Origin of the sequence: Flintibacter sp. P01028 (assembly GCF_041925235.1) — a bacterium.
GTDB classification, from domain to species: Bacteria; Bacillota; Clostridia; order Oscillospirales; family Oscillospiraceae; genus Lawsonibacter; species Lawsonibacter aceti.
In genome coordinates this window covers 1-25,342 of the sequence record NZ_JBHEVC010000001.1, presented here as the reverse complement: position 1 = coordinate 25,342, position 25,342 = coordinate 1, and the positions used below count along the sequence as shown (strand labels likewise).

Here is a 25,342-nt window from a genome sequence, read left to right as displayed (position 1 = left end):
TCCCATGCCGCCTGTTGGACCTTATAGAAAGAGAAAAGCCGCCTGGTCCTTGGCGGAGAGGCGGCGGTGAGGTGTGATTGGATGGAATTTGTTATCATCTCCGGCCTGTCCGGAGCGGGAAAGAGCAAAGCCGCCTCTTTTATGGAGGATATGGATTTCTTCTGTGTGGATAATCTGCCCGCCCCCCTGATCCCCAAGTTCGCAGAACTCGGTATGGCTGGCTCCGGGGAGTATGACCGGGTGGTTCTGGTCACCGACATCCGGGGCGGCACCAACTTTGATAGCCTGTTCCAGGCCCTAACTGACCTGAAGGCCATGAAGTGCGCTTACAGGATCCTCTTTATGGATGCCTCGGACGAAACTATTATCAAGCGGTATAAGGAGAGCCGCCGCAGCCACCCTCTGGCCGAGGAGTGCGACAGTCTGGAGCAGGCCATCTCTCTGGAGCGGCAGATGCTGGAGCCCCTGCGCCGGCGGGCGGAATATATAATCGACACCACTAATCTGTCCCCCGCCAAGCTGAAGGGAGAGCTGCGCCGCATTTTTGCTAAGGGCAGTTCCACAGAGGGGCGGATGGACATTCGGGTGTCCTCCTTCGGATTCAAGCACGGGGTGCCTATGGAGGCCGATCTGGTCCTGGATGTCCGCTTCCTGCCCAACCCCTACTATGTAGCTGACCTGCGTCCCCTTACCGGACTGGACCAGGGGGTGCGGGACTATGTGTTTCACGGCGGCCAGGCAGAGGAGTTTTTGGAGCGGCTGTGGGCCCTGGTGGGCTGGCTCCTTCCCCGGTATGAGGAGGAGGGCAAGACGGCTCTAGTCATCGCCGTGGGCTGCACCGGCGGGCACCACCGGTCCGTGGCCATCGCCCATGCTCTAGCCGAGCGGATCAGAGGACAGGGCTGGCCTGTGGCGGAGAGCCACCGGGACTTGGGAAGAAACTGATGGCAGGGGCCGTGGCCTGGATACGGGACACGGAGCAGGTCTGTCCTTTCAGGGAAAGGAGCGGTTATGAGCGATACGTTGCCCAGCCTCCAGCAGTGGGAGCGGGGGCCCAAGATCGTCGCTGTGGGCGGCGGTACGGGCCTTTCCACCATGCTGCGCGGCTTAAAAAAATATACCAAGAATCTGACCGCCATCGTCACTGTGGCGGATGACGGGGGAGGCTCTGGAATGCTTCGCCGGGATATTGGAATGCCGCCCCCGGGTGATATCCGACACTGTATGGAGGCCCTGGCCAACACGGAGCCCATCATGGAGAAGCTGCTGACCTACCGCTTTACTGAGGGCTCCCTCTCCGGACAGTCCTTTGGCAACCTGATTCTGGCGGCCCTGAATGGGGTGACCGGCTCCTTTGAGGAGGCGGTCAGCCAGATGAGCCAGGTGCTGGCGATCACGGGCCGAGTCATCCCGGTTACCAGCGCGGACGTGCAGCTGGAGGCCATCTTTGAAAACGGGGCCCGTGTGGTGGGAGAGTCCAAGATATACCATTTTAAAAAAGAGCAGGACTGCCGGATCTCTCGGGTGGCGCTGATCCCAGAGCGGCCCGCCCCTCTGCCCGCCGCTCTGGAGGCCATCCGTGACGCGGATCTGATCCTGCTGGGGCCGGGGAGCCTGTATACCAGTGTGATCCCCAATCTGCTGGTGGACGGGGTGGCCAAAGCCATCGCCCAGTCGGACGCGCCAAAGATCTATGTGTGCAACATCATGACTCAGGATGGAGAGACAGAGGGGTATACCGCCGCTGACCACCTGGAAGCCCTGTTGGTCCACGGGGAGCCGGGGCTGCTGGACCTGTGTCTGGCCAACAGTGCGCCAGTTCATCCTGGGCTAGTGGAGAAATACCTGGTGGAGGACGCGGCGCCTCTAACGGTGGACCGGGAGCGCGTCGCCGCGATGGGGCTGGAGCTGGAGGAGCGGCCTCTGGCCTCCGACAAGGGCGATTTTGCCCGCCATGACCCGGATAAGCTGGCGGCCGCCCTGCTGGAGATCTACCGTCAGCGAGCGGTGCGCATCTTCCGGGGAGAGAGGCGCTACATATTGGAGGAATGACCATGTCCTTTTCCGGAGATGTGAAGACTGAGCTATGTCGGATCCCACTCAACCGGCGGTGTTGTGCCCAGGCGGAGGCCTACGGTGTGCTGCTCTACTGCAATACCTTCAGTGCCCGGGAGATCCGGGTGATGACAGAGAGCGAAGCCTTTGCCAAGCGGCTGCCTCCACTGCTGAAAAAGGCGTTTCGGATTACCTTTGACCGCCTGCCAGACGGGGAGGGGAAGTATATCTTCTCCATCATGGACCGGGATAAGCTGGCGGCTGTCCATCAGACCTTCGGCAGCGACCTGGGCGCGCTGGCCCTCCATTTGAATTTTGCTGTACTGGAGGAGAGCTGCTGCCGGACCTCCTTTTTGCGGGGAGCCTTCCTGGCGGGCGGATCGGTGACCGACCCCAGAAAGGGCTACCACCTGGAGCTGGCTACCACGCACCAGAGCGTCAGCCGGGAGCTGGAGGCCTTGATGCGGGAAATGGAGCTGGAGCCCAAAGCGGCCCAGCGGAAGGGAAATTCTGTCATTTACTTTAAGCAGAGTGACCGGATCGAGGATTTTCTTACCTCCATCGGTGCCCCTGTGTCCGCTATGGAAGTGATGAACGCCAAGCTGGAGAAGGACATCCGGGGCAGCGTGAACCGAAGGGTAAACTGTGATGCCGCCAATCTGGATAAGGCGGTGGAGGCGGCCATGGTCCAGTTGGAGGCCATACGGCGCCTGGAGGAGCGGGGCCGGCTGGCCCTTCTGCCGGACAAGCTGAAGGAGACCGCCGCCCTTCGACTAGCCCATCCAGAGGACACCCTGTCCCAGCTGGCGGAGCGGTGTGATCCACCGATCACCAAGTCAGCACTGAACCACCGCCTGCGGAAGCTGGTAGAGTTGGGGAGAGAGGAAGGATAGATGAACGGGCGTATGCAGGGAAGGCGCAAAATGGTTAGCCGGGTCGCATTCCCTGGGAGTCCCAAAGCACAAGCTGACAGATTTTGAGCTGCCCCGCTGTTCTCTGGTTCAATATGGAAATATAGGACCCATGGACAGGGGAAGCGGAGAGAAGCAAAAAGCAGTTAAGAAAAAAGCGGTAAGAGGGACAGGCCCTAGCCAATCAAAAGCGCGCCTATGACAAGGAGAGATACGATGACAGTTTGTACATTTCGGACCGCGGTCCCAGGGGATGAGGAGTTGATCCTGTCCTTTATCCGGGCTCTGGCGGATTATGAGCATATGTCCGACCAGGTGGTGGCCACACCGGAGCTGCTGCGGGAATGGATTTTTGAGAAACAGAAGGCGGAGGTCATCTTCGCTGCGGCCGGTGGGAGAGAGGTGGGCTTTGCTCTGTTCTTCCACAACTTCTCCACCTTTTTGGGCCGGGCGGGCATCTATCTAGAGGACCTGTTCGTTTTGCCTGAGGAGCGTGGAAAGGGCTACGGGGAGGCCCTGCTAAAGAGACTTGCCCGTATCACGGTGGAACGTGGGTGCGGGCGGCTGGAATGGGCCTGCCTGGACTGGAACACCCCTTCTATTAACTTTTATATCCAAAAGATGTGCGCCACTCCCATGGATGAGTGGACTACTTACCGCCTCACGGGGGAGAGGCTAAAGCAGGCGGCGGAGTGAACCGCACTCTAGAAATCAAATTTTAGAGCGAGAAATGAAGAAGTGGTGGGGCAGTTTGTCCCAGGGAGGAGAAAAGGCTATGTCCTTTGTCCATTTACATCTGCATACGGAGTTTTCCTTACTGGACGGAGCCTGCCGGATCAAAAAGCTGGTGGAGCGGGTCAAGGAGCTGGGGCAGGATGCGGTGGCCATCACTGACCACGGCTGTATGTATGGAGTCATTGATTTTTACCGGGCCTGCAAGGCCGAGGGGATCAAACCCATCATCGGCTGCGAGGTCTATGTGGCGCCACGGGGCCGCACCCGCTTCCAAAAGGTCCATGAGTTTGACGCGGATTCCCGCCACCTGGTGCTCCTCTGCCGGAACGAGGAGGGCTATCGAAACCTGTCCTATATGGTGTCTCAGGCCTATCTAGAGGGATTTTACATTAAGCCCCGCATCGACATGGACTTACTGCGGGAGCACGCTGGCGGCCTGATCGCCTGCTCCGCCTGCCTGGGCGGAGAACTGCCCAAGCTGCTGCTGGCGGGGGAGTATGAGCAGGCTAAGGCGGTGGCACTGGAGATGCGGGAGCTGTTTGGAGAGGACGGCTACTACCTGGAGCTCCAGGACCACGGCATTGCGGCCCAGAAGCAGGTGAATGCCGCGCTGGTCCGCATCCATGAGGAAACAGGCATCCCCCTTATCGCCACCAACGACGCCCACTATCTCCGCCAGGAGGATGCGGAGACACAGGACGTTCTGATGTGCATTCAAATGGGCAAGACTGTGGACGACCCCAATCGTATGAAGTTTGAAACCGACCAGTTCTATGTCAAGTCAGAGGATGAGATGGCCGCACTGTTCCCCAACTATCCTGAGGCGCTGGAGAACACTGCCAAAATTGCCAAACTGTGTGATGTGGAATTTGAGTTTGGAAAATATCACCTGCCCCACTTTCAGCTCCCAGAGGGCTGGACAGACGGGGAGGCGTACTTTGAAAAGCTGTGTATGGATGGCTTTGCACGCCGCTATCCGGACCAGCCTGAGGAATATCGGAAGCAGCTGCGATACGAGATGGATATGATCCGTAAGATGGGCTTTGTGGATTATTTCCTTATTGTGTCCGACTTTATCGCGTTTGCCAAGGGAAACCACATCCCTGTGGGACCGGGGCGCGGGTCGGCTGCCGGCTCCATGGTGTCTTACTGCCTGAATATCACAGACCTGGACCCCATGCAGTACTCCCTGTATTTTGAGCGATTTCTCAACCCAGAGCGGGTATCCATGCCCGATATTGATATTGACTTCTGTATCCGCCGCCGGCAAGAGGTCATTGATTATGTAAACAAAAAATATGGCGCCGACCATGTGGCCCAGATCGTCACCTTTGGTACCATGGCGGCCAGGGGATCTGTCCGGGACGTGGGGCGGGTTCTTGGAATGCCTTACGGAGATGTGGATGCGGTGGCCAAGCTTATCCCCAGTGGTCCTGGAGCGCTGCACATCACGCTGGAGGAGTCTTTGAAGCTGTCTAAACAGCTGAGAGAGCTGTATGACGGGGATGAGAGCATCAAAAAGCTCATCGATACCGCCATGGCCATCGAAGGGATGCCGCGGAATACTTCCACCCATGCTGCGGGTGTGGTTATCACCAGCCGGCCGGTCTGCGACTATGTGCCCCTAGCGACCAACGACGGCCTGCCTGTTACCCAGTATGTGATGACCACTCTGGAGGAGTTGGGACTGCTGAAAATGGACTTCCTGGGACTGCGTAACCTGACGATTCTGGATGACGCGGTCAAAATGGTCCGAAGCAAGGAAAAGAACTTTACACTAGAAAGCATCCCCTTGAACGACCCGGCTACCATGTCTATGCTGTCAGAGGGGAAGACCTCCGGTGTGTTCCAAATGGAGTCTGCGGGAATGACCGGGGTGTGCCTCGGCCTCAAGCCACAGAATATCGAGGATATCACCGCCATCATCGCCCTCTACCGCCCTGGCCCCATGGATTCCATTCCACGCTTTATTGCCAGCAAAAACAATCCGGACAAGATTACCTACAAGCACCCGGCCCTGGAGCCCATCCTGTCCAATACCTATGGATGTATCGTCTACCAGGAGCAGGTCATTCAGATCTTCCAACAGCTGGCAGGCTACTCCCTGGGACAGGCCGACATGGTGCGCCGCGCCATGTCTAAAAAGAAAATGAAGGATATTCAGCGGGAGCGGGCTGCCTTTATCCACGGGGACCCGGAGCGGAATATTGTCGGCTGTGAGCACAACGGAGTACCCGCCGCTATTGCCGAGTCTATCTACGATGAAATCAACGATTTTGCCAACTACGCCTTCAACAAGGCCCACGCTGTGTGTTACGCCGTGGTGGCCTATCAGACCGCCTGGTTCAAGTGCCACCACCCCAAGGAGTACATGGCCGCTCTGCTCACCTCGGTGCTGGATTCCACCGAGAAGGTGGCGGAGTATATCTCTGAGTGCCGGGATATGGATATCCCTCTGCTTCCCCCTGATGTGAACGAGTCCCAGGCCGATTTCACTGTGGTAGAGGGAGGAATCCGCTTTGGCCTGGTGGCCCTGAAGGGGGTAGGACGAAACGTTGTAAACGCCATGTTGTCAGAACGTGAAAAGGGTGGACCCTTTACAGACTTTATGGACTTCTGCGACCGGATGTTTGACCAGGATCTAAACCGGAGAGTGGTGGAGAGTCTCATCAAATCCGGAGCCTTTGACCGCATGGGCTACCGTAGGTCCCAACTGATGCAGGTATACGGCCAAGTGCTGGACGGGATTGCCGCGGCTCGGAAGCGGAACGTGGAGGGGCAGCTGGATCTCTTTGGGCTCGGCGGAGTGGAGGAGAGCGCCCCCCTTCCCGCACTGGTCCTGCCGGAGCTGGCGGAGTACAGCGCTCAGGAGCTGATGACCATGGAGAAGGAAATCACCGGGCTGTATCTGTCCGGGCACCCCATGGATCAGTACCGGGAGATGGCCAGGCGGAAGGGGGCGGTGAGCATCGGCTCTATCCTGCTGGACTTTCAGCGGGAGGATGGACCTAAGGAGTACCGGGACAACCAGAGGGTATCAGTGGCCGGTATTATTTCCACTTACCGTACCAGAACCACCCGGAATAACACCTTGATGGCTTATGTCAACCTGGAGGATGATACTGCCTCGATGGAGCTTTTGTGCTTTGCCAAAGTGCTGGAGAATAGTGGCAGCCATATCAGGGAAAACTCGGCGATCCTGGCTACGGGCCGGATCTCTGTCCGGGACGAGAAGGAGCCACAGCTCATGGTGGATGAGATCCGCCCCCTGGGAGACCTAAATGGGGAGATGACAGGGGAGGAGGAAAAGACGCTCTACCTCCGCCTGCCCGCCAGAGAGGACCCTCGCCTGCGTAAGGTCCGGCTGGCCCTCTCTTTTTTCCCCGGAGAGAGCCGGGTGGTGCTTTATTTTGAGGACTGCAAAAAGCGTGTGGGCTCCTACTGCCAAATCCATCCAGCCCTGGTGGCTGACCTGACGGAACGGCTGGGGGCGGAGAACGTGGTGGTGCAGTGACGGCCAAGCCGCTTAACCAGGGGTTGACAGCCCGCCAGAAAGAGGATATAATAGCCCCGTAATCCGGTAGGTAAGGCTACCGTGGGGATATGGGTCGCTGCCGCAAAGGGATGGAGACATCCTTCGTTGGTTTGAACAGGTCCTGTCGAACAGAAGGCAGGATTTAACGCGACTTCACCGCCCCGCGATGCTAAAGCTTGGACGGTGGCATGATAGGGTATGTGCAGAGCACGCTTGCCGCCGCCGCGGCTTGCGTGCTCTTTTCTATCCGGAGCGATTTTGAAGCAAAGAGAGGTGAACATCTCATGGACAGCGGCAGTCGAGGTCCCGGCGGACAAACTCAATATGGTACGCGGCGTCCTGGGATGGGCGCCGAGACAGCCGGCTGAGTTTGCCGGACCTCCTGTCACGAAACGGTAAAAAACCGAACTCGACGACAAGGAGGAAGCTGTTATGAAGAACATCAATATGATCCCTGCCATCCCTGGGACTGTGGGGGCTATCATGTCCCGTCAGCCCCTGGAGCTCTCTCCGCGGATGCGTGCCCGGGAGGCACTGGCCCGCCTGCGCCAGGTGGGTGTGCCCCAGGATTTTATGAGCAGCTGCTATGTGGTGGATGAGGAGGGGCGCCTGTTGGGTGCTCTTACCCTCTACGAACTGGTGGCGGCGCCCGACTGCGCCCGTTTGGATCAGGCCATGTCCGCCCCTAGGGCTGTCCTTACTCCGGAGTATGACCAGGAGGAGGCTGTGCGTCTGATGGAGGCGGCGGACTGCGTGGAACTGCCCGTGGTGGATGACGAGGGAAAGCTTGTTGGGACAGTCACCGCGGAGGATGCCATGGAGGTACTGCGGGACGAGGCCACTGAGGATATGGAGCGGATGGCCGCCATCCTTCCTTCCGAGCGGCCCTATCTAAAAACCAGCGTGTGGGAGATCTACAAAAAGCGTGTGCTGTGGCTCCTGCTGCTGATGGTATCGGCGGCCTTTACCGGGGCCATTATTACCCATTATGAGACTGCCCTGGCCGCCCAGGTGGTACTTACTGCCTTTATCCCCATGCTGATGGATACGGGAGGGAACTGCGGCAGCCAGTCCTCCGTCACCATCATCCGGGGGCTCTCCCTGGGGGAGATAGGGTATGGGGACTGGTGGAAGGTGGCCTGGAAGGAGATACAGGTCGGAGTGCTGTGTGGGATTACCCTGGCCGCTGTCAATCTGCTGCGACTGACTGTTTTGGACCACCTGGATCTGATAGTGGCCATAGTGGTCAGCCTGACTTTGGTAGTGACGGTGATTGTATCAAAGCTGCTGGGCTGTTTCCTGCCTATTCTGGCCAGCCGTGCCCATCTGGACCCTGCTGTGATGGCCAGCCCCTTGATCACCACCATCGCGGATGGGATATCCCTGATGGTATACTTTCGTATCGCCGTCCTGCTTCTTAGAATATGACGCGGAATACCCGGCGGAGAGAGGAGAAAAGCTGGAGGAAAGGCTGTGCCTTTCCTCCAGCTTCTTTCGATTAGCGGGCAAGATTTCGGCGGTGGGACCTTGTCGGAATCAGCGGGTTATATGAGTTAGGGCGTGGCCACGGCTGAGTACGGCGTAGACTGCGGCCGCGGCGGCCAGCCCAAAGAGCCCCTGAATGATATTCCCCGGCACGGAGGCCGCGGCGGCCAGACCCTTGCCCAGCCACAGGCAGGCGTAGCCGAAATAGCCGGCTACCATGATGATCTCAGCCGCAAAGCCGCTCACAGCCTGGGAGAGGAGTACATTTGGAGTGCGGCGCCGTTGGAGAGCCTGAAACAGCAGGGCGGCCACTACGGCCATCGCCAGCTTGATAGCGAAGGTTCCAGGAGCATAGTGAGCGTAGCCGGAGAGAAGGTCCGCCAGCATGGAACCTACGCCGGCGGCGGCCCCGCCGTAGAGTGGGCCCAGAACCCAGGCGGAGAGAAGAACGGCACAGTCTCCCAGGTTGACATAGCCCTGCATGGGGGAGGGAACCTGGATGACCAGGGTCATGATGGTACACAGGGCGGCAAAGAGGGCGGCTAATACCAGCTTACGGATCTTGGTATCTGACATGGTGATCGCTCCTTTAAAAGTGGTGGGGAAATTTTTGCTTGCTTTTTCAACTGAGTTGTATTTTAATCATATCTGATATGATTAAAAGGACCAAACTATAACTTTTTTATAGGACCAGATTGGAGGGCTGTTTATGCTGACATATGATTTGGAAAAGCGAGGGAGCCTGGCCAGGTACGACTATCTGTATCGCTGCATCAAGGAGGACATCCTGTCCGGCCGCTTGAAAGCGGGGGAGAAGCTGCCCTCCAAGCGGACCCTGGCCACCCATTTGAATACCGCAGTGGTAACGGTGGAGAACGCCTATGCCCAGTTGGAGGCGGAGGGGTACCTGAACGCCAGGGAAAAGCGGGGGTATTTTGTCAACCCGGTGGAGACAGGACCAGTTAGGGAGAATCCGGCAGAGGCCAGGGAAAAGAACAGGGAACAGCGGGAGTGGCGGCTGGACCTGCGGGGGACCGGAAGCGGGACAGAGGGCTTCCCTTTTTCTGTCTGGGCCCGTCTGATGCGAAGAATACTTACGGAGCGGGGAGCCGAGCTGCTTCAGGCGACGCCCCACAACGGTGTCTATCCTCTGCGGCAGGCAATCGCCCGACATCTCTACCAGTTCCGGGGCATTTCCGCCGCACCGGAGCAGATCGTGGTGGGGGCGGGGACGGAGTACCTGTATAATTTGATCGTGCAGCTTTTGGGCCGGGACCTGCTGTACGGGGTAGAGGACCCTGGCTACTCCAAGGCGGCCAGAATATACGGCCTGAACGGGGCGGGATGCATCCCCCTTCCGATGGACAGCCGGGGGGTGCGCCCTCAGGAGGTAGAGGAGAGGGGGGTGCAGATCCTCCATATATCGCCCAACCACCAATTCCCCACAGGGACAGTGACCCCCATCCTGCGCCGGCAGGCGCTTCTGCGATGGGCGGAGGAGCAAAGGGGATATATCATCGAGGACGACTACGACAGTGAGTTCCGCTTTACAGGACGCCCTATACCAGCGATGAAGAGCATAGACGCTGCAGGACGGGTCATCTATATGAATACCTTTTCCAGGTCACTGGCCCCCTCGCTGCGTGTCAGCTATATGGTGCTGCCGCCCTCTCTGATGGAGGAATATCCACGTCGGCTAGGCTTCTACTCCTGTACAGTTCCGGCGATGGAGCAGTATACCCTGGCAAGCTTTCTGGAGGAGGGCTATTTTGAGTCCCATGTGAACCGGATGCGTGTCTTTTACCGAAATCGCCGGGACGAGGTGCTGGCAGCCATCGGCCAAAGTCCTCTGTCCGGCCGCTGCCGTGTGCTTGGAGAGGAGGCCGGACTCCATTTTTTGCTGGAGCTGGAGACGGAAAGGGAGGACAGTTGGTTGTCGAGGGAGATGGAGGCGCGCGGAGTAAGGCTCTCCTTTCTCACAGACTACCAGCAGCGGCCGGGGGCGGCCCCCCTCCACACTCTGGTAGTCAATTATCCGGGAACAGCGCCCGCACGGCTGGCTCCTGCCCTGGCGCTTCTGGCTGGCCTGCTGGATTGACAGAGAGACAGCTCTGTATTAGAATGCAGGGGCAGAGATAAAAACACAAGGCGGTTGGTAGTCCGTCCGCGGGTCCGCGCTCCCGTAAGTAGCCTTCCCTCCCGGGTCGTCCCTTCTCTGACGTGTCATGTTAGGGAGGAAACTGAATATGGTTCCAAGTATGAGCAGTTTTATAGTGCTGTTCCAGTCCCCTTTTTGGGTGGGTATTGCCCAGCGATGGGGGGAGGAGGGCTATCAGGCGGCCAAAATCACCTTTGGCGCCCAGCCCACTGACACTCAGATCTATCAATGGGTGTTGAAGGAGTGGCACAGGCTGGTGTTCAGTAAGCTGTCGGAAGAGGAGCGCCCTACCCTGGAGCAGAAACAAAAGCGCCTTCAGCGGGAAGCGAGAAAGTCTACCCAGATTAGAGGGATAGGGACCAAGGCCCAGGCGGCTCTCGCGCTTCAGCGGGAGGATCGAGGGCTGGCCCGAAGGGAAAAGAAGCATCTGGAGCGTCAGGAGGAGGACCGGCGGAAATTCCTTCTCCGGCAGCAAAAAAAGCGCGAAAAAAAGCGGGGCAGATAATTCTGCCCCGCTTTTTGAATGTTGCAAATGTAATTCTAGAAGGAAAGCGGCTGGTCAGACCGCTTCAGTGGAGCGTAAGCAGGGGAGGTCAGGCTTCGCTCTCGGCCGGGGCGGATTTTTTGCTCCAACCTTCGCCGTGGATGACGTGGCGGGAAACGGTCTTGTAGACTAGGAAGGTAACGGTGGAATTGATGGTACCTACCAGCAGGTTAAAGGGAAGAATCCCAGGGAGGAGCAGGGAATCAACTACCTCCACAGGCTGGCCCATGAAGAGGGGGGTAATAAAGTGATTGGCGGGCAGCATAACTAATCCCCGTGCCAGCGTAGCTAAGATCAACCCAAGAACCGCGCCAGATTTAGTATGCCGAATACGGTAAACAGAACAAACCACCATCACCATGGTAGAGGTAGCGATAATATGCATGATAATGCCATAAAACAGCCCGCCGGTAGCGGCACTTACGGTAAGCCCTTGGACCACACTGACAACCACAGTGAGCAGGACGCCAGCTAAAGGACCATAGGCCAGGGCACCGATGAAAATGGGGATATCAGCAGGATCGTATTCTAAAAAGGGGACTAGAGGGATCAGCGGAATACGGATAAAGTATACCAGCACCACCGATACTCCGGCCAATAGGGCCAGGACCACCAATTTCCGGGTCTGCTCTCGATTAGACATAAAAAACACTCCTTTATTGTTTTGGTACCCCTGAAAAGCCAAAATGCCTTCCAGGTGTTAAAACAATCAAGGAGGTGCGCGAACACGCGCGAAAACACACGTGTCATTGTTCAACACACATCTTCTTCCATCCGGACTATGACCGTTGGTCCCGGAGTTCCACCGGGTCAGCGAATGTGCTACCACATTCGGTCGCGGACTTTACCGCCAGTGGGGAGTTTCACCCCGCCCTGAAGACATTGGATTCAGTTGTCCATGGAGTATTATATGCCAGGGGAAGAAAAAATGCAAGAGAAAATTTCAAAAATCATAGCCACCGGCACTGCCGGTGACTATGATTTAAGGAAAGAAGTCAGTCCTGATACAGGGGGAAACAGGCGGTGAGGGCCAGGGCCTCCTCCTTCAAACGATCCACCTTGGCGGTAAAGTCTCCCTGGGCGGCGGCACAGATCAGTTTGCCCACGATCTCCATCTGCTCCTCTTTAAAACCGCGGGCGGTAACGGCGGGAGTACCCACTCGGATGCCGGAGGTGACAAAGGGCTTTTCTGGATCGTTGGGAATGGCGTTCTTATTGACCGTGACACAGATCTCGTCCAGCCGGTGCTCCATCTCCTTGCCGGTCAGATGGGCGGGGCGTAGGTCCACCAGCATCAGGTGGTTGTCCGTGCCGCCAGACACCAGATCCAGGCCGCCGGCCATGATAGTCTTGGACAGAACTTGGGCGTTTTTGATAATCTGACCCTGGTATTCTTTGAACTCGGGCTTCAGAGCTTCGCCAAGCGCCACGGCCTTGGCGGCGATAATGTGCTCCAGCGGGCCGCCCTGGGAGCCGGGGAAGATAGCGGAGTTCAGCTTTTTGGCGATGTCCGGGTCGTTGGTCAGCAGCATACCGCCACGGGGGCCGCGGAGAGTTTTGTGGGTGGTAGTGGACACCACGTCCGCATAGGGGATGGGGGACGGATGGAGCCCGGCGGCGACCAGTCCGGCAATGTGGGCCATATCCACAAAAAGATAGGCCCCTACCTCGTGGGCGATATCCGCAAAGGTCTTGAAGTCGATGGTGCGGGGATAGGCGGAGGCACCAGCCAGGATCATCTTGGGCTGGTGCTTTTTAGCTAGGTCCCGGACCTGGTCATAGTCGATATATCCCTTGCTGTCCACGCCATAGGCCACCATGTGATAGTTCTTGCCGGAGAAGTTGACAGGAGAGCCGTGAGTCAGGTGTCCGCCGTTATCCAGGCTCATACCCATGACCGTGTCGCCCAGCTGGCAAAGGGCCTGGTAGACAGCATAATTGGCCTGGGCGCCGGAGTGAGGCTGAACATTGGCAAACTTGGCGCCGAACAGCTCCTTGGCCCGCTCGATGGCGATATTTTCCACCACGTCCACGCACTGACAGCCGCCGTAATACCGTTTGCCGGGATAGCCTTCGGCATACTTGTTGGTAAGAACAGTGCCGGCCGCCGCCAGAACAGCGGCGCTGACGATGTTCTCCGAGGCGATCAGCTCGATGTTCTGCTGCTGGCGGTCATACTCCGCCCGGATAGCCTGACCCACTTCAGGGTCCTGCGCGATGAGAAAATCCATAGACTCCTTGACCATGTATAGCTCCTCCTGATATCAATAAGCAGTTTGCTCTGAGGAAAAGAGATATTCCCCCAGAATAATATATATTATATCAGTAAGCGGAGAAAAAACAATGGAGGAATGAAAAAAAGCCGTCGAAATTTTCCGGTAAGTATGGTATGATATCAAAATGACAGAACTTCTCCCTCGTGTGGAGAAAGCTGAATGGAGAGAAACAGATATGAAAAAGAAAAAGGCCGATGTGGCCGCCATTATAGAGGAGCTGAAAGCCCTATATCCGGACGGAATCTGTTCACTGGACTACCGGAAGGACTACGAACTTCTATTTTCCGTTCGACTGGCCGCCCAGTGTACTGACGAGCGTGTCAATAAAGTGACTCCGGCACTGTATGCCCGCTTTCCTACTCTGGAGTCGCTGGCCAATGCTGAGATTGCCGAAGTGGAGCAGTACATACATTCCACGGGCTTTTTCCGGGCAAAGGCCAAGGACATCGTACTAGCCTCCCAAATGCTTCTGCGGGAATACGGCGGCAAGGTGCCCAATACTATGGAGGACCTGCTGAAGCTGCCTGGTGTGGGCAGAAAGACAGCCAACCTGATCCTGGGAGACGTGTACCACACCCCCGGCGTGGTGGTGGCGGACACCCACTGCATCCGCATCTCCGGTCTGCTTGGGTTGACCGACGGCTCCAAGGACCCAACCAAGGTGGAGATGCAGCTGAGGAAGATCCTGCCTCCAGAGGAGTCCAATGACTTCTGCCACCGGCTGGTCCTCCATGGACGGGCCGTCTGTATCGCCCGGCGGCCCCAGTGCCAGCAGTGTACCCTGCGGCCCTGGTGTGATTTTTTTAGTAAGCAGCAGGGAAAAGGAGCATAAGGGCCGGAGCGTCCTTTCGCCAGGATGTCATCTATCTGGCGGGCAGCAGCGCATATGCGCAGAAAGGCGGAGCAACCATGAAGAAAAATTATACCATTTATCAGGTGGACGCGTTTACACGGGAGAAACTGGCGGGGAACCCCGCCGGTGTGGTGCCGGACGCGCGAGGGCTGACAGAGGGACAGATGCAGCGCATCGCCCGGGAGCTGAATAACTCGGAGACGGCCTTCCTTTTCCCGGGAAAAGAGGGGGAGTATGATGTCCATGTCCGGTTTTTCACCCCCACCCGAGAGGTACCTGTCTGTGGTCATGCCACCATCGCCTCCCACTATATCCGGGCCATGGAACTGGGTCTGGACAGCGCCCGGGTAGTCCAGAAGTGCGGAGCTGGCCTTTTTCCTGTGGATGTGTGCAAGGATAACGGTGATTACCGGGTGGTCATGACCCAGGGCAAGGCCGTCGTAGGAGAACCGTTGCCCCAGGAGTACCAGGCCCGCGTGCTGGACGCCCTAGGCGTGACATGGGACGACCTCCGGCCTGGCTGCCCCATGGCTTCCGCCTCCGTAGGCTCTCCCAAGCTGATGGTGGTCCTCAACGACCTGGATAAGCTTCACAGCTTAAAACCGGACTTAGAGGCTCTCAAGGAGTTGAGTGGTGAGATTGGCTGCAACGGGTATCTGGTCTTTACCCTCCATCCTGGGGAGGAGCCTCTGGTCCATGGACGAATGTTCGGTCCTGCGAACGGTGTGGCCGAGGACCCGGTGACGGGGATTGCTAACGGCCCCATGGGTGCCTATCTGGTCCAATTTGGACTGATCCCCACAGATGGAGACGAGGTGCGCTTCACCTCTGTCCAGGGGGAGGCCATGGGCCGGCCAGGTGCTATGGAGGTCTGTGTGGAGCTGGAGGAGGGACGTCCCGGCGAAATCCGCATTATCGGCGACGCAGTGGTGGCGTTCCAGGCGGAGATAACGCTGGACGAGGAATGACAGAGAACCCCGTGAGGAGATGAGAAACGATGGCATACCGCCCGTTAGCGGATGAGATACGCCCCCAGAGCCTGGATCAGGTGGTGGGGCAGAGGCATATATTGGGAGAAAACGGCCTGCTGCGCCGGATCATTGAGGGGGGCAATATCCCCAACCTGATTTTTTACGGCCCCTCAGGCACAGGCAAGACTACGGTGGCGAACATCATCGCCCAGCGGACCAACCGGCCCCTGCACCGGCTCAACGCCACCACGGCCTCCATCTCCGACATCAAGGACATCATCGGAGATATCGGCACTTTGATGGCGCCGGAGGGTGTGCTGCTCTATCTGGACGAGATCCAGTACTTCAATAAGAAGCAGCAGCAGTCCCTGCTGGAGTTTATGGAGGACGGTCGCATCACCCTTATCGCCTCCACCACAGAAAACCCATTCTTCGCCGTCTTTGGGGCGGTGCTGTCCCGGGCTACGGTTTTCGAGTTTAAGCAGATCACGGCGGAGGATGCCCTCCCCGCTGTGGAGCGGGGTATCTCCATCATGGAGGAGCGGTTGGGCGCCCAGGTAGTATGCGAGGACGGGGTAAAGGAGCACATCGCCTGGGCCTGTGGCGGCGACATCCGAAAGGCCATGAACGCCATTGAGCTTTTACTCAGCGCCGCGAGGCGTGAGCAAGGGAAACTCCTTGTCAGCTTGGAGGATGCCAAAACGGTGGCCCAGAAGTCGGCGATGCGCTACGACCGGGTGGGAGATGCCCATTTTGATATCGCGTCAGCCCTCATGAAGTCCATGAGGGGCTCTGACCCGGACGCGGCGCTCCACTATCTGGCCCGGCTGCTGGAAGCGGGGGATATGATTACCGCCATCCGCCGCATCCTGTGCTCCGCCAGCGAGGATGTGGGCATGGCTTATCCTCTGGCGGTGCCCATCGTCAAGGCATGTGTGGACAATGCCCTTCAGCTTGGGCTGCCGGAGGCCAAGCTGCCTCTGGCCCAGGCGGTAGTCCTTCTGGCCACTGCCCCAAAGTCCAACACCTCCTGCATGGCCATTGAGGCCGCTATGGCCGATGTGCGCCGGGGCAGGGTAGGGGACATCCCGCGGCATCTCCAGAATGTCCACGCCGATTCCTCCGGCCTGGAGCGAGAGCAGGGCTATCTCTATCCCCACAGCTTCCCAGGCCGGTGGGTGGACCAGCAGTATCTGCCCGACGAGCTGAAGGATGTGCGCTATTACGTCTATGGGGAGAATAAAACAGAACAGGCCGCCAAGCGGTACTGGGATGAGATAAAAAGAAAAAGGGAGTGACCCCGCCTGGGGTGGGAAGAGGGAAGCATGGAGGAGTTAGAAGTTTTCAGAGCGTTGGTCATCGTCTGTCCGCTGATCTTTCTGGGAGGCATTGTAGACGCTATCGTGGGGGGCGGGGGACTCATCACGATCCCAGCCTATCTGCTGGCTGGGCTGTCTCCTCACGGGGCCACCGCTACCAATAAATGCAGCAGTTCCTGTGGGAGTCTGCTGTCCACCATCCGTTTTTTCCGTCAGGGGGACGTTCATCTCCCAAGCGTCCTGGTGGGGGCGGCGGCCGCCCTGGGAGGCTCCTGGATCGGAGCGCAGCTGAATATGATGGTTCCAGAACAGATCCTGTATTATATCATGCTGGCCATTGTACCTGTTGTGGCGGTTTTTCTCCTTGTCAGGCGGGACCTTGGAAGGGAGGACCGGTCCAGTGAGCTGAGTCGGGCCCAGCTTATGGCTATATCTCTTTCCATCGGCCTGGTCATTGGAGGGTATGATGGCTTTTTTGGTCCGGGTTCTGGCACCTTTATGATACTGGGCTACACCGCCCTTTCCAAGTTTGACCTGCTCACCGCGTCAGGAAACAGCAAAGCGATCAACTTTTCCAGTAACATCGCGGCGCTGGTGACCTATGCCCTGGCGGGTAAGGTCGTGTGGCTGGTAGGGATCCCTGCCGCCCTGTGCAGTGTGGCGGGCAACTATGTGGGCTCCAGTCTGGCCTTCAAGGGGGGCGCTAAGATTATCCGCCCTATGTTTTTTGTGGTGCTTGCCCTGCTGCTGGGGCGGCTGATCTATGATTTGGCAGTGTAGTCCGGCGTATTTGTGAGGGAGGGCAGCCTTGTAGGCCGCCCTCCCTCTTTCATTTTCTTCCGAAATAGCTGACCAGCAAATCGACACAGGCTCCGTAGGAGCGCATCCCCAGCTCCTGGCCGTTGCCCTTCAAAAAGGCGTCGTAGGCCTGTCCGGCCGCATCCTCGATAGGGGACTCCAGGGCGGCCCAATAGGCGTTGTTCTCATTCCAGTCTGTGGCCAGCTCCAGAGTAAACCACCGGCCGGCGATCTCGTCCCACAGGTCTGGAGCCACGGGGTACAGGGCGTTACACAGCTGGATCAGTCCGGCGAGATAGCCGGAGTATTGAAAGACGGTGTCTCCGCAGGTGACACAGGCGGCGATGCCCACAAAGTTGGCCTCCAGCTCAGAGGCTACCATCCGCTGGTGGGCCATCTCATGGGCGATGGTTTCCGGAATCAGGCAGGCGGGACAGTCCACATTCACATTGGCTTCTCCGGTGAAGGGGAAGTAGACGCCAGTAAAGCCCAGAATACTCTGGAGCCTGGAAAAGAGAAGGGGTTTTGCCCTGACCGGCGGGATATCCAGACAGGGAAATTCCTGGATAAGCCCTTCATAGACCTGTGTTCCTTTGTGAAAATAGTAATCACGGGGCACAGCGAAGCGGCCCTCTGAGTCCCGGTCCACCTGGCTGGAAAGCCGGGCGGCGTTTTGGGCAAAATACTCCGTGACGGCGGCCAGCGCCTCGACTGAGTAGGGAGCGACCTCCAGCCCACTGCGCCGGGTGAAGCTGGAGGCCTGATAGGCGGCGTTCCAAAACCAGAAAAGGGCCGCTAGGACCCAAAGCCACACGGCGGCCAGCGCCAGCAGCCGCCGTAAGAGAGGGGAGAGCTCCCTGCGCCGAACAGCTAAAACGATAGCCCGGACCAGCCAGGCCACGCTGCCTGTCAAGACCAGGACGACCAGAACCTCGGCCACAGAGAAGGGAAAGATGGACCACATTCGGCCCAAAAACTGCTCCACAGGGGCCATTACGCCAAAGACCCACCGATCCATCACTCTGGGCAGAGGGCTGAGAAGATAAAACAGCCCAATGAGCAGGATTGGGAGGAACAGAGCGGCGGCCAATCCCAAGTGTATCTTTCGTTTTACCTTTGTTTCCATAGCGGCCTCCATGGGGCAGAAAAGGGGCAGGTCAATTTCCAACAACGACAGGTCCCGAGGTCCATTCCCGCCCGGGGACGGGAACGGACTCCAGGCACAGGTCATACAGGTCGGTGCATCTGGCCTCCTGTGCGAAAAGGGAGCGGCCCACCTCATCCAGTGCCTTGGCGTGGGCCGGCTTTGTGAGGATGGGCAGAGATGCCTGGGACTTCATCTTCTTCAGAATGGCTTGCCCCCTGGCGTTAAGGCCCAGCACACGAAGATAAGGCGGATTGTCTGGGCGGTCTGCCTCCGTCAACCCCAGGTAGGCCCACGTCAGCAGACGCCGCGTCCGGGACACAGTCCAATGTCTGGGCTTGGCCAGATGGAAAAACTCCTCTAGGGAGCGGCAGTTTCGGCCAGCCCGCTCCAGCCGGACGGAGGCTCCCTCCGCTGCCCCGCTGTCAGGAAGCTTGGCCCAGTTTTCCGCTGTCATAGCGCGTAGGTTGGCCAGCAGACCCCGCTCTACCCGCTTCAAGGAGGGAGAACCATGCCAGCCCTCCTTTAGTACCTCCAGTCCTCCTTGGGGGAGATAGAGCTGTGCGGCTTCCCAGCTTCCCTGTTCCAAAAAGGCCCGAAGCTGGGTAGCGGAGAGAAAACGGGGGTGCTCCGCCACCTTTAACAGTACGCCGTGGGGAGCCCCCTCCCGTCTGACGGTCATAGGGAGAATACTGCTTTTCAGCCTGTCCAGCTCCCGGAGATACTCCACACCCAAATTGTTGTTGGGAGCAGACAGAAGCTCTGAACTATCGGGCCCAAGGATGCTCCGCACCGTTTCCTGCCGGGAGGAGGCGAATGGCATCCCCTCGTCCACGAAACGGCGTACTCCCGTCTCGTATACCGGACTGTTGAGACACACGGCCACCCGTTGGAGCCGGTCCACATCTCCGCACTCGCTGCCGAAGGAGAGCACATCCACCACTCCAGTGGCCTCCAACAGGTCCACAGCCCCCTGAGCGAAGGACTCCGCCGAGGAGACTGCCCACACCGTGGGCAGTTCCAGCACCAAATCGACGCCGCCCATCAGGGCCAGCCGGGCCCGGTTCCACTTATCAGTAATGGCACAGCCTGCCTGCTGGACCCAGTTTCCGCTCATGACAGCCACGACCCCGGCCTCGCCACCCACGGCCCGCCGGCTCTCAGAGATCTGATATTGGTGGCCGGTGTGGAAGGGATTGTATTCCGCCACGATGCCGATGACCCGCATGGAAGGCCTCCTGACAAAGAAAATTTCCTGTTTTTCGAAAAAACGGTTGTCCTGGCCGGGGAAAAGCGGTAGAATAGGGACCATGGACAGAGGATGAAACTATTATAGTGCATCCCCCGGCTCAAGGCAACCACAAGCTTGTGAAATTTGATTTGTGAAGGAGATCGATCTCAATGAACATTTTGGTCATCAACGCTGGCAGCTCTTCCCTGAAGTATCAGCTGCTCAACCCTGAAACCCAGCAGGTGCTGGCCAAGGGACTGTGCGAGCGCATCGGAATCGACGGTAAATTTACTTATAAGCCTGAGGGCAAGCAGGCCGTCAAGGAGGCCGACGTGGCCATGCCCACCCACTCCGAGGCCATCCAGACTGTGCTGAACGCCCTGGTGGACCCCGCCAATGGCGTCATTGGCTCCATGAAGGAGATCGATGCTGTGGGTCACCGGGTGGTCCATGGCGGCGAGAAGTTCGCCAAGAGCGTGCTCATCACGGACGAGGTCATGGCCGCCATCGAGGAGTGCAACCCCCTGGCCCCTCTGCACAATCCCGCCAATATCATTGGCATCAAGGCCTGTCAGGCCCTCATGCCCGGAACCCCCATGGTGGCTGTGTTTGACACCGCGTTCCATCAGACCATGCCCTCCGTGGCCTACACCTACGCCCTGCCCTATGAGTATTATGAACAGGACAAGGTCCGTCGCTACGGCTTCCATGGTACCAGCCATAAGTATGTGTCCCAGCGGGCGGCGGCCATGCTGGGCAAGCCCATTGAGGAGCTGAAGCTCATCTCCTGCCACCTGGGTAACGGCTCCTCCGTTACCGCTATTGACGGCGGAAAGAGCGTGGATACCTCCATGGGCTTTACCCCCTTGGCTGGTCTGCCCATGGGCACCCGTGCCGGCGACATCGATGCCGGTATTATGGAGTACCTGATGAACAAGTACGGCTATGATATCAAGGAGATGCTGAACATCCTCAATAAGAAGTCCGGCGTCCAGGGCATCTCCGGCGTATCCTCTGACTTCCGTGATTTGGAGAAGGCAAAGTCTGAGGGCAATCAGCGGGCCGCTCTGGCTCTGGATGTGTTCCATTACAGCGTGAAGAAGCTCATCGGCTCCTATGCCGCTGTTATGGGAGGCGTGGACGCCGTGATCTTTACCGCCGGTGTAGGCGAGAACGGCGCCGGCGACCGCAAGGCCATCGTTAGCGGCCTTGAGTTCATGGGAATCAAGATTGATGACGAGAAGAACGGCAAGCGGGGCGAGGAGATCGACATCTCTGCCCAGGATGCCACCGTGCGCACCCTGGTCATCCCTACTAACGAGGAACTGATGATCGCCCTCGATACTGCCGAGCTGGCGAAGTAAAACGGCTGAACAGAGCATGTCATACAGGCCGCCGGAATTCCGGCGGCCTATTCTATTTTGTGGAGAGAACCGCCGCCCGTTGACAATTTCAAAAGCTCTATACTATAATAGAATCACTTTGAAAAAGGACGGGACAGGAATGGATATCCATGTCAATGACATCCTGAAAATGAAGAAGCCCCATCCCTGTGGCAGCCAGGGGTGGCTGGTCCTGCGGGTGGGGATGGATTTCAAGCTGCGCTGCCAGGGCTGCGGGCATGAGGTCATGCTCCCCAGGAGCAAGGCGGAAAAAAATATCCGCAAGGTATATCGGGACGGCAGCGAGGTGGGGGCGTGAGTCTCCCATCCAGTAATAGACGGACGGAAGGCGGGTCACACTATGGATAAGAGATTTTGGAGCAGCCGTATTCAGGACTTGGAACCCTACATCCCTGGGGAGCAGCCAAAGGACCGGGTATTTATTAAGTTAAATACCAATGAGAATCCCTACCCGCCTTCCCCTAAAGTGTTGGAGGCAATCCGCTCTGCTGCTGATGAGACATTGCGGCTCTATCCGGACCCGGAGGCATCCCAACTGCGGCAGACCATCGCGGAGTACCACGGCCTCACTCCAGAACAGGTGTTCTGCGGCAACGGCTCTGACGAGGTGCTGGGCCTGTGCTTTTACGCCTTCTTCTCCCCGGGCAGAAGGGTGATCTTCCCTGATATCACATACAGCTTTTACCCGGTCTACGCTCACCTTTTCCAACTGGATTTTGAGGAGATACCGCTCAATGAGGACTTTTCTTTCCCAGTGGAGAAGTTCCTGCGCGGCAGTGGAGGCGCAGTGGTGTGTAATCCCAATGCCCCCACCGGCCGTACCCTTCCGCTGGAGGAGATCTGCCGCATCTTAGAGGCGGACCCGAACAGGGTGGTGATGGTGGACGAGGCATATGCCGACTTTGGTGCCCGTTCTGCTGTGGAGCTGTTGAACCGCTACCCCAATCTGGTTACAGTCCACACGCTGTCCAAGTCCCGGTCCCTGGCCGGTATGCGTGTCGGCTATGCCTTGGGAAGTCCTGAGGTGATGGCCGCTGTGCGCTGTGTGAAAAACTCCTTTAACTCCTACCCTCTGGACCGGCTGGCCCTGGCGGCTGGGGAGGCGGCGATTCGGGATGTGGAATACTTTGAGGAGAGCCGGCGTAAAGTGATAACCACCCGGGAGCGTACCACGGCCCGCCTGCGGGAACTGGGCTTTTTCGTCCATGATTCCAACGCCAACTTTATTTTTATTACGCATCCCGCTGTTGGCGGAAAAGAGCTTCAGCAGAGCCTGCGGGACCGCGGGGTCCTGGTCCGTTGGTTTGACAAACCCCGCATCCGGGACTATCTCCGCGTGTCCATCGGCACTGACCAGGAGATGGAGGCGATGTGCCGGGCCTGCCAGGATATTTTGAAAGGATAGAGACTTATGCGTTACGACAGTGACCTTCTGTACCGTCCGCCGGGAGAGTGGAGGAGCTATCTGCTCCAATGTACCATTGGCTGCTCCAACAACCAGTGTACCTTCTGCGGAATGTATAAATCCAAACAGTTCCGAATCCGCCCGACAGAGGAGATCCTGGAGGATATCGATATGGCTCGGGACTACTACGGTCCTGGACTCCAGCGGGTCTTTCTGATGGACGGCGATGCCATCATCATCAAAACGGAGGAAATGCTCCGCATCCTGAAAAAGCTGTACGACACCTTTCCTCATCTGGAAAAGGTCACGGTCTATGCCGGCCCCCGTAGTACGCTTTCCAAATCGCCGGAGGAGCTGAGGACGCTCCATGAGGCGGGTCTTTCCAGAGCCTATCTCGGAGTGGAGAGCGGCAGCGACACGGTACTGCGTTTCATCCGGAAGGGAGTTACTGCCGACCAGATGCTGCTGGCAGGACAGCGGCTGGTGGAGGCGGGCATCGATCTATGGGTCACCATCATCCTGGGCATGACTGGGGCCAGGGGAGAGGGGGGCGACTGGCGGGAGCACATTCTGTCTACCGCCAAGATGATAAACGCCATGAAGCCAAGGCACTTGTCCGCCATGACCTTTGCCCCGGCCAAGGGGACTCCGCTGGGGGAGGATGTGCTGGCTGGCCGCTTTGAGGTGTGCTCTGCCGACCATGTCCTGGAGGAGTGCCGTCTGCTGATCGAGAATCTGGATGTGGACCCGCTTCACTTTACCAGCAATCATGCCTCTAACTATCTGCCCCTAAAAGGCGGATTGCCGGAGGATAGGGAAAAGTTTCTCTCCATGATCGACCAGGCTCTGGAGGGAAAAATACGTCTGCGCAAGACATTGGACAGAGGTATCTGAAAAGAACTCCCCGGGCGCTGACCTATGGTCCGTCCGGGGAGCGATGGGCAACCTGTCCATTTTAGCTCTTGACAAGTGGGTGGGGGTATGGTAAGATAATCCTCGCCTCTAATTTGTTTGAAAAGATGAGGAGAGATGTCCGAGTGGTTTAAGGAGCCGGTCTTGAAAACCGGTGACTCGAAAGAGCCGTGGGTTCGAATCCCACTCTCTCCGCCACTTTTCATCTCTAGCCAAAGTAAATAGTGAACTCGTAGCTTACAGCCATGCAGAAGTACCCAAGTGGCTATAAGGGGCTCCCCTGCTAAGGGAGTAGGCGGGTAAAACCGTGCGGGGGTTCGAATCCCCCCTTCTGCGCCAACTCGCCGCAAGCGCCGTATCGCTTGCGGCGAGTTTTATTTGTGATCAAAAACCACTGGCACGGCCAGTGGTTTTTGATTATTTTCTATAGAAAATTCGTCGTGCATTCACGTTACTGTTTCTCGCTTCAAAAATGGAACCCATAAATGACATTAATGATGTAACTTATATGGTAATTCTTATACCAAGTTATGTAACAGAGTATTTTACTTTTAAAAAAATCGTGATAAAATAAAAAACAAGGTGGGCAAACTGAATTCGATGGAGGTGAAGTCATGGAAACAAAGCCTGGAATGATGCCATTGCTGGATGGAACCGAGATGCCGCGGTATGGGTTTGGATGTTATGCCTCCTATGGACATGAGATATCCCAGGCTGTTGCCTGGGCGCTGGAGTGCGGCTATCGCTATATCGACTCCGCCGCTATGTATGCCAATGAGAAAGACGTGGGCGAAGGACTCAGATTGGCGGGGTTAGACCGGAAGAAGGTCTACATACTCTCCAAGGTTTGGCCTAAGGACTATGAGGTGGCCGCCAACTCGGCCCAACAGTCCCTCAGGGATCTGGGCGTGGATTATCTGGATTGCTGCCTGCTCCATTGGCCTGGAACGGAGGAGAAGCGACGTCTGTCCGCCTATGAGCAGCTTCTCAGGTTGAAAGACCAGGGATTGATCCGATCGGTGGCCGTGTCCAACTTTCAGGCAGATCAGTTGGAACGAATAAAGGAAGTCTTTGGGGCTTATCCCCCTATCAACGAGATCGAGTTACACCCCGCCTTTCAGCAGCGGGAGCTGCGCCAGTTCTGTCTGGATCGGGGTATCGCCCTGGTGGCTTACAGTCCCATCAAGCGTGGGGCCTTTATGGGGGATCCCCGCATATTGTCCATTGGGGAAAAATACGGGAAAACGGCCAATCAGGTAGTGCTGCGGTGGCACTTGGAACGCCAGCAGATCCCCATCCCCAAATCCAGCCACTACGACCGCATCCGAGAGAACTTTGATGTGTTCGATTTCTCCCTAACGCCAGAGGAAACACAGCTCATTAACTCCTTAGAGTGCGGCGGCCGACGGGGAAACGATCCGTTGACTTACAACGGCTGATCAACGAGCATCGATCAATTCAATTTTTATAGAAAAGGAATGAGTGAAATATGAGACTGGCAACTATCAAGTGGAACGATACGGAGATGGCCGGCATCGTAGCCAAGAACGGCATTCTTCCCATCCGCGCCCTGAACGCGGCTAAGGGCACCGCGTGGAGGACCGATA

General features: G+C 57.6%; 22 protein-coding genes, 2 tRNA genes and 2 riboswitches. Of the genes, 19 read left to right on the top strand and 5 right to left on the bottom strand.

Annotation, left to right across the window (positions count from 1 at the left end; translation table 11 throughout):
- Positions 1-81: 81 nt before the first annotated feature.
- The 6 genes from rapZ to mgtE all read left to right on the top strand — a co-directional run bounded on the left by rapZ (position 82) and on the right by mgtE (position 8,664).
- Complete coding sequence (gene rapZ / locus ACEVJK_RS00120) at positions 82-945, top strand: RNase adapter RapZ (protein ID WP_147572179.1); 864 nt, start codon at positions 82-84, stop codon at positions 943-945.
- A 66-nt stretch (positions 946-1,011) separates the two neighbouring features.
- The gene (gene yvcK / locus ACEVJK_RS00115; protein ID WP_374739725.1) at positions 1,012-2,052 is read left to right on the top strand and encodes a uridine diphosphate-N-acetylglucosamine-binding protein YvcK; all 1,041 of its coding nucleotides are present in this window, start codon (positions 1,012-1,014) and stop codon (positions 2,050-2,052) included.
- A 2-nt stretch (positions 2,053-2,054) separates the two neighbouring features.
- Positions 2,055-2,948: a DNA-binding protein WhiA gene (gene whiA, locus ACEVJK_RS00110; protein WP_186852105.1), complete on the top strand. Its 894-nt coding sequence runs from the start codon at positions 2,055-2,057 to the stop codon at positions 2,946-2,948.
- Positions 2,949-3,182: 234 nt separating this feature from the next.
- Positions 3,183-3,662, top strand: a complete 480-nt coding sequence (locus ACEVJK_RS00105) for a GNAT family N-acetyltransferase (protein WP_186852106.1) — start codon at positions 3,183-3,185, stop codon at positions 3,660-3,662.
- 79 nt (positions 3,663-3,741) lie between these two features.
- The gene (locus ACEVJK_RS00100; protein WP_186852107.1) at positions 3,742-7,215 is read left to right on the top strand and encodes a DNA polymerase III subunit alpha; all 3,474 of its coding nucleotides are present in this window, start codon (positions 3,742-3,744) and stop codon (positions 7,213-7,215) included.
- A gap of 55 nt (positions 7,216-7,270) precedes the next feature.
- A riboswitch (M-box (ykoK) riboswitch) is annotated at positions 7,271-7,432 on the top strand.
- Positions 7,433-7,668: 236 nt separating this feature from the next.
- Positions 7,669-8,664: a magnesium transporter gene (mgtE, locus tag ACEVJK_RS00095; protein WP_147572184.1), complete on the top strand. Its 996-nt coding sequence runs from the start codon at positions 7,669-7,671 to the stop codon at positions 8,662-8,664.
- Between the two features lie 108 nt (positions 8,665-8,772).
- Here mgtE and ACEVJK_RS00090 read toward each other — a convergent pair whose 3' ends face one another.
- Positions 8,773-9,297 carry an ECF transporter S component gene (locus ACEVJK_RS00090; RefSeq protein ID WP_186852108.1) on the bottom strand — a complete coding sequence of 175 codons (525 nt, stop codon included), beginning with the start codon at positions 9,295-9,297 and terminating at the stop codon, positions 8,773-8,775.
- 133 nt (positions 9,298-9,430) lie between these two features.
- Here ACEVJK_RS00090 and ACEVJK_RS00085 point away from each other — a divergent pair, with 133 nt between their 5' ends.
- Both ACEVJK_RS00085 and ACEVJK_RS00080 read left to right on the top strand, forming a co-directional pair.
- On the top strand, positions 9,431-10,819 hold the full coding sequence (locus tag ACEVJK_RS00085) for a PLP-dependent aminotransferase family protein (RefSeq protein ID WP_147572186.1): 1,389 nt from the start codon (positions 9,431-9,433) through the stop codon (positions 10,817-10,819).
- 148 nt (positions 10,820-10,967) lie between these two features.
- Positions 10,968-11,384 carry a YjdF family protein gene (locus tag ACEVJK_RS00080; RefSeq protein ID WP_262669827.1) on the top strand — a complete coding sequence of 139 codons (417 nt, stop codon included), beginning with the start codon at positions 10,968-10,970 and terminating at the stop codon, positions 11,382-11,384.
- A gap of 88 nt (positions 11,385-11,472) precedes the next feature.
- Here ACEVJK_RS00080 and ACEVJK_RS00075 read toward each other — a convergent pair whose 3' ends face one another.
- Together ACEVJK_RS00075 and glyA are read right to left on the bottom strand one after the other, a co-directional pair.
- The gene (locus tag ACEVJK_RS00075; RefSeq protein WP_340405133.1) at positions 11,473-12,066 is read right to left on the bottom strand and encodes an ECF transporter S component; all 594 of its coding nucleotides are present in this window, start codon (positions 12,064-12,066) and stop codon (positions 11,473-11,475) included.
- Positions 12,067-12,181: 115 nt separating this feature from the next.
- Positions 12,182-12,308, bottom strand: a riboswitch (FMN riboswitch).
- Positions 12,309-12,418: 110 nt separating this feature from the next.
- The gene (gene glyA, locus ACEVJK_RS00070) at positions 12,419-13,669 is read right to left on the bottom strand and encodes a serine hydroxymethyltransferase (RefSeq protein WP_374739724.1); all 1,251 of its coding nucleotides are present in this window, start codon (positions 13,667-13,669) and stop codon (positions 12,419-12,421) included.
- A gap of 205 nt (positions 13,670-13,874) precedes the next feature.
- Here glyA and nth point away from each other — a divergent pair, with 205 nt between their 5' ends.
- The 4 genes from nth (at position 13,875) to ACEVJK_RS00050 (ending at position 17,622) form a co-directional block, all read left to right on the top strand.
- Positions 13,875-14,531, top strand: coding sequence for an endonuclease III (gene nth / locus ACEVJK_RS00065; protein ID WP_240287388.1), 657 nt, complete (start codon positions 13,875-13,877; stop codon positions 14,529-14,531).
- Between the two features lie 77 nt (positions 14,532-14,608).
- On the top strand, positions 14,609-15,520 hold the full coding sequence (locus tag ACEVJK_RS00060; RefSeq protein ID WP_374739723.1) for a PhzF family isomerase: 912 nt from the start codon (positions 14,609-14,611) through the stop codon (positions 15,518-15,520).
- Between the two features lie 29 nt (positions 15,521-15,549).
- The gene (locus tag ACEVJK_RS00055; RefSeq protein ID WP_374739722.1) at positions 15,550-16,821 is read left to right on the top strand and encodes a replication-associated recombination protein A; all 1,272 of its coding nucleotides are present in this window, start codon (positions 15,550-15,552) and stop codon (positions 16,819-16,821) included.
- A gap of 27 nt (positions 16,822-16,848) precedes the next feature.
- Complete coding sequence (locus tag ACEVJK_RS00050) at positions 16,849-17,622, top strand: TSUP family transporter (RefSeq protein WP_374739721.1); 774 nt, start codon at positions 16,849-16,851, stop codon at positions 17,620-17,622.
- Between the two features lie 49 nt (positions 17,623-17,671).
- On the opposite strand, the gene ACEVJK_RS00045 is transcribed toward ACEVJK_RS00050, so the two are convergent.
- Positions 17,672-18,766 (bottom strand): DUF3810 domain-containing protein, encoded by a 1,095-nt coding sequence (locus ACEVJK_RS00045; protein WP_374739720.1) that lies wholly within the window; start codon positions 18,764-18,766, stop codon positions 17,672-17,674.
- A 31-nt stretch (positions 18,767-18,797) separates the two neighbouring features.
- Entirely contained in the window at positions 18,798-20,012 is a 1,215-nt protein-coding gene (locus tag ACEVJK_RS00040; protein ID WP_374739719.1) for a nucleotidyltransferase family protein, read from the bottom strand.
- Positions 20,013-20,185: 173 nt separating this feature from the next.
- Here ACEVJK_RS00040 and ACEVJK_RS00035 point away from each other — a divergent pair, with 173 nt between their 5' ends.
- The 7 genes from ACEVJK_RS00035 (at position 20,186) to ACEVJK_RS00005 (ending at position 25,174) form a co-directional block, all read left to right on the top strand.
- A complete protein-coding gene (locus tag ACEVJK_RS00035) occupies positions 20,186-21,379 on the top strand; it encodes an acetate/propionate family kinase (RefSeq protein WP_186852114.1) in 1,194 nt (397 codons plus the stop codon).
- 139 nt (positions 21,380-21,518) lie between these two features.
- Entirely contained in the window at positions 21,519-21,716 is a 198-nt protein-coding gene (locus tag ACEVJK_RS00030) for a DUF951 domain-containing protein (RefSeq protein WP_374739718.1), read from the top strand.
- A 42-nt stretch (positions 21,717-21,758) separates the two neighbouring features.
- Positions 21,759-22,823 (top strand): histidinol-phosphate transaminase, encoded by a 1,065-nt coding sequence (gene hisC / locus ACEVJK_RS00025; RefSeq protein WP_374739717.1) that lies wholly within the window; start codon positions 21,759-21,761, stop codon positions 22,821-22,823.
- A 6-nt stretch (positions 22,824-22,829) separates the two neighbouring features.
- On the top strand, positions 22,830-23,717 hold the full coding sequence (locus ACEVJK_RS00020; RefSeq protein WP_186852116.1) for a radical SAM protein: 888 nt from the start codon (positions 22,830-22,832) through the stop codon (positions 23,715-23,717).
- Between the two features lie 129 nt (positions 23,718-23,846).
- A tRNA-Ser gene (locus ACEVJK_RS00015) sits at positions 23,847-23,933 on the top strand.
- Between the two features lie 49 nt (positions 23,934-23,982).
- Positions 23,983-24,074: transfer RNA gene (locus tag ACEVJK_RS00010), tRNA-Ser, on the top strand.
- A gap of 275 nt (positions 24,075-24,349) precedes the next feature.
- A complete protein-coding gene (locus ACEVJK_RS00005) occupies positions 24,350-25,174 on the top strand; it encodes an aldo/keto reductase (protein ID WP_240287399.1) in 825 nt (274 codons plus the stop codon).
- Positions 25,175-25,342: the final 168 nt, after the last annotated feature.

Excerpts from the sequence above, each read along its gene's own strand:
- rapZ (WP_147572179.1), top strand. The coding sequence starts at position 82 with ATGGAATTTGTTATCATCTCCGGCCTGTCCGGAGCGGGAAAGAGCAAA.
- yvcK (WP_374739725.1), top strand. The coding sequence starts at position 1,012 with ATGAGCGATACGTTGCCCAGCCTCCAGCAGTGGGAGCGGGGGCCCAAG.
- whiA (WP_186852105.1), top strand. The coding sequence starts at position 2,055 with ATGTCCTTTTCCGGAGATGTGAAGACTGAGCTATGTCGGATCCCACTC.
- ACEVJK_RS00105 (WP_186852106.1), top strand. The coding sequence starts at position 3,183 with ATGACAGTTTGTACATTTCGGACCGCGGTCCCAGGGGATGAGGAGTTG.
- ACEVJK_RS00100 (WP_186852107.1), top strand. The coding sequence starts at position 3,742 with ATGTCCTTTGTCCATTTACATCTGCATACGGAGTTTTCCTTACTGGAC.
- mgtE (WP_147572184.1), top strand. The coding sequence starts at position 7,669 with ATGAAGAACATCAATATGATCCCTGCCATCCCTGGGACTGTGGGGGCT.
- ACEVJK_RS00090 (WP_186852108.1), bottom strand. The coding sequence starts at position 9,297 with ATGTCAGATACCAAGATCCGTAAGCTGGTATTAGCCGCCCTCTTTGCC.
- ACEVJK_RS00085 (WP_147572186.1), top strand. The coding sequence starts at position 9,431 with ATGCTGACATATGATTTGGAAAAGCGAGGGAGCCTGGCCAGGTACGAC.
- ACEVJK_RS00080 (WP_262669827.1), top strand. The coding sequence starts at position 10,968 with ATGGTTCCAAGTATGAGCAGTTTTATAGTGCTGTTCCAGTCCCCTTTT.
- ACEVJK_RS00075 (WP_340405133.1), bottom strand. The coding sequence starts at position 12,066 with ATGTCTAATCGAGAGCAGACCCGGAAATTGGTGGTCCTGGCCCTATTG.
- glyA (WP_374739724.1), bottom strand. The coding sequence starts at position 13,669 with ATGGTCAAGGAGTCTATGGATTTTCTCATCGCGCAGGACCCTGAAGTG.
- nth (WP_240287388.1), top strand. The coding sequence starts at position 13,875 with ATGAAAAAGAAAAAGGCCGATGTGGCCGCCATTATAGAGGAGCTGAAA.
- ACEVJK_RS00060 (WP_374739723.1), top strand. The coding sequence starts at position 14,609 with ATGAAGAAAAATTATACCATTTATCAGGTGGACGCGTTTACACGGGAG.
- ACEVJK_RS00055 (WP_374739722.1), top strand. The coding sequence starts at position 15,550 with ATGGCATACCGCCCGTTAGCGGATGAGATACGCCCCCAGAGCCTGGAT.
- ACEVJK_RS00050 (WP_374739721.1), top strand. The coding sequence starts at position 16,849 with ATGGAGGAGTTAGAAGTTTTCAGAGCGTTGGTCATCGTCTGTCCGCTG.
- ACEVJK_RS00045 (WP_374739720.1), bottom strand. The coding sequence starts at position 18,766 with ATGGAAACAAAGGTAAAACGAAAGATACACTTGGGATTGGCCGCCGCT.
- ACEVJK_RS00040 (WP_374739719.1), bottom strand. The coding sequence starts at position 20,012 with ATGCGGGTCATCGGCATCGTGGCGGAATACAATCCCTTCCACACCGGC.
- ACEVJK_RS00035 (WP_186852114.1), top strand. The coding sequence starts at position 20,186 with ATGAACATTTTGGTCATCAACGCTGGCAGCTCTTCCCTGAAGTATCAG.
- ACEVJK_RS00030 (WP_374739718.1), top strand. The coding sequence starts at position 21,519 with ATGGATATCCATGTCAATGACATCCTGAAAATGAAGAAGCCCCATCCC.
- hisC (WP_374739717.1), top strand. The coding sequence starts at position 21,759 with ATGGATAAGAGATTTTGGAGCAGCCGTATTCAGGACTTGGAACCCTAC.
- ACEVJK_RS00020 (WP_186852116.1), top strand. The coding sequence starts at position 22,830 with ATGCGTTACGACAGTGACCTTCTGTACCGTCCGCCGGGAGAGTGGAGG.
- ACEVJK_RS00005 (WP_240287399.1), top strand. The coding sequence starts at position 24,350 with ATGGAAACAAAGCCTGGAATGATGCCATTGCTGGATGGAACCGAGATG.